At 74.0% G+C, this 2177-nt stretch carries 2 protein-coding genes and 1 pseudogene; all 3 read left to right on the top strand.

Annotation, left to right across the window (positions count from 1 at the left end; all coding sequences use genetic code 11):
- The coding region (locus G6024_RS13310; RefSeq protein WP_159148902.1) for a molybdopterin molybdotransferase MoeA at window positions 1-986 on the top strand (986 nt) is incomplete at its 5' end.
- A 13-nt stretch (window positions 987-999) separates the two neighbouring features.
- A complete protein-coding gene (locus G6024_RS13305; RefSeq protein WP_082923740.1) occupies window positions 1000-1668 on the top strand; it encodes a GNAT family N-acetyltransferase in 669 nt (222 codons plus the stop codon).
- Between the two features lie 132 nt (window positions 1669-1800).
- Window positions 1801-2177: pseudogene (locus G6024_RS13300) on the top strand (gephyrin-like molybdotransferase receptor GlpR); the annotation flags it as partial.

Below are 2177 nucleotides of genomic sequence, written 5' to 3'. Positions count from 1 at the left end.
AGCCGACCCGCCTCCAGCCCGGCCAGACCGTCCGGGTGGACACCGGCGCGCCGTTGCCCACGCTCGCGGACGCGGTCCTGCCGATCGGATGGGCCACCGCCGACGGGCGTCACATCACCCCCTCCCGCGCCGTCCGCACCGGGGACTACGTCCGACGGGTCGGCGACGACGTGCAGCCCGGGGACGTGGCGGTGCGCGCGGGCAGCATCATCGGACCGGCGCAGGTCGGCCTGCTCGCCTCGGTCGGGCGCGCGAAGGTATTGGTGCACCCCAAGCCACGGATGGCGGTCATCTCCGTCGGCGACGAACTCGTCGACGTCGACGGCCGGCCCGGCACCGGACAGGTCTACGACGTCAACTCCTACGCCCTCACCGCGGCCGGCCGGGACGCCGGCGCCGACGTCCACCGCGTGGGCATCGCCAGTACCGAACCGTCCCGCCTGCGCGAGGTCCTCGAGGGTCAACTCGTGCGCAGCGAGCTCGTCGTGGTCTCGGGCGCCGCCGGCGGTGAGGCGACCACCCGCATCCGCCAGGTCATGGCCGAGCTCGGCCAGATCGAGGTCAACCGGGTGGCGATGCATCCCGGGTCGGTCCAGGGGTTCGGGCGGCTCGGACGCGACGAGGTCCCCACCTTCCTCCTGCCGTCCAACCCGGTGAGCGCCCTGGTGGTCTTCGAGATCATGGTCCGCCCACTCATCCGGATCGCCCTCGGCAAGCGCCAGCCCATGCGCCGCACCGTCCGCGCACGGACCGTCGCGCCGATCTCGTCGGTCGAGGGTCGGCGCGGCTACCTGCGCGGACAACTGATGCGCGACACCGACACCGGCGAGTACCTGGTCCGCGCCCTCGGCGGCGCCCAGGGGTCGTCCACCCACCTGCTGGCCTCGCTGGCGGAGGCGAACTGCCTCGTCGTGATCGACCCCGGCGTCACCGCGGTGCGTACGGGTGACGAGGTCGACGTGATGTTCCTCGCCCAGCGCGGGTGACCGGGCCGGCGACGTGAGCGGACCGTGGAGCGCGTTCGCCGCCGACACGGTGACCCGCCCCGGGTGGCCGATCGAGGCCGGGCCGGTGCGGGTGCGCGCAGGGGTCGTGACCCTGCGCCCGGTCCGCCGCCGCGACGCCCGGGACTGGGCGGCGCTGCGGTTGTTCGAGCGGGACCACCTCGAACCGTGGGAGCCCACCGTTGAGGGGAGCTGGCACGAGAACAACTCCGCGCGCGCCTGGCCCCCCATCCACGCCCAGCTCAAGCGTTACGCCCGCGCCGGCGCTAGCCTGCCCGCCGCCATCGAGTTGGACGGCCGCTTCTGCGGGCAGCTCACCGTGGGCGGGATCGTCCGCGGCGCGCTGCACTCCGGCTGGATCGGCTACTGGGTGGGGCGACCCTTCCTCGGTGGCGGGGTGGCCACCGCCGCCCTGGCGCTGGGTGTCGACCACGCGTTGGGTCCGGGAGCACTGCACCGGGTCGACGCCACCGTCCGGCCGGAGAACACCGCCAGCCGCGTGGTGCTGGACCGGTGCGGTTTCCGCGAGGAGGGGCTGCTGCGGCGCTACCTCCACGTCGACGGGGCGTGGCGCGATCATCTCCTGGTGGCACGGACCCGCGAGGAGCACGGCCGGGGCGCCGTCGCGGCTCTGGTGCAGGCGGGTCTGGCGCGACGCGCGTGACCGCGCGTCTGAGTATGTCCTGAGCATCGTGACCTGCGGCGCGCCGTCACCGGACGGGGCTCGGGCCCCGATACGGTTGGGACCTCACCACGACGTCCCGTGTCGGGGTAGACGCTCGAGGAGGCCTGATCGATGTCGAGCTCGCTGCTGATCATCCTGCTGGTGGTGGTCTGGCTGTTCGTCCTCGCGCCGATGCTCATCCGGTCGCGGAATCCCATCCGCCGCACCGGTGACGCACTGGCCCAGACGCGCACGCTCTACTCCGGCGGTTCCGGCCGACTGGTACCCAGTCGTGGCCGTGCCGCCGCCGACCCGGTCCAGGCCGAGGACGAGGACTCCCTTTTCGGTCTGCCCTCCGGGGCGGGCGCGACGGACGCCGAGTTGCTCGACACCGAGACGTGGGAGCACCTGCTCGAGCAGACCCTGCGCCGTGAGGCCGCCGGCCGTCGGGGCGAGGCCGTCCGCCGGGCGATGGAGGAGCGGCTCGCCGCGGTGGCCGGGGACCCGGC

Origin of the sequence: Dietzia maris (genome assembly GCF_014144855.1) — a bacterium.
In the GTDB taxonomy this organism is placed as follows: Bacteria; Actinomycetota; Actinomycetes; order Mycobacteriales; family Mycobacteriaceae; genus Dietzia; species Dietzia kunjamensis.
This window is presented reverse-complemented; position numbering and strand designations above follow the sequence as displayed.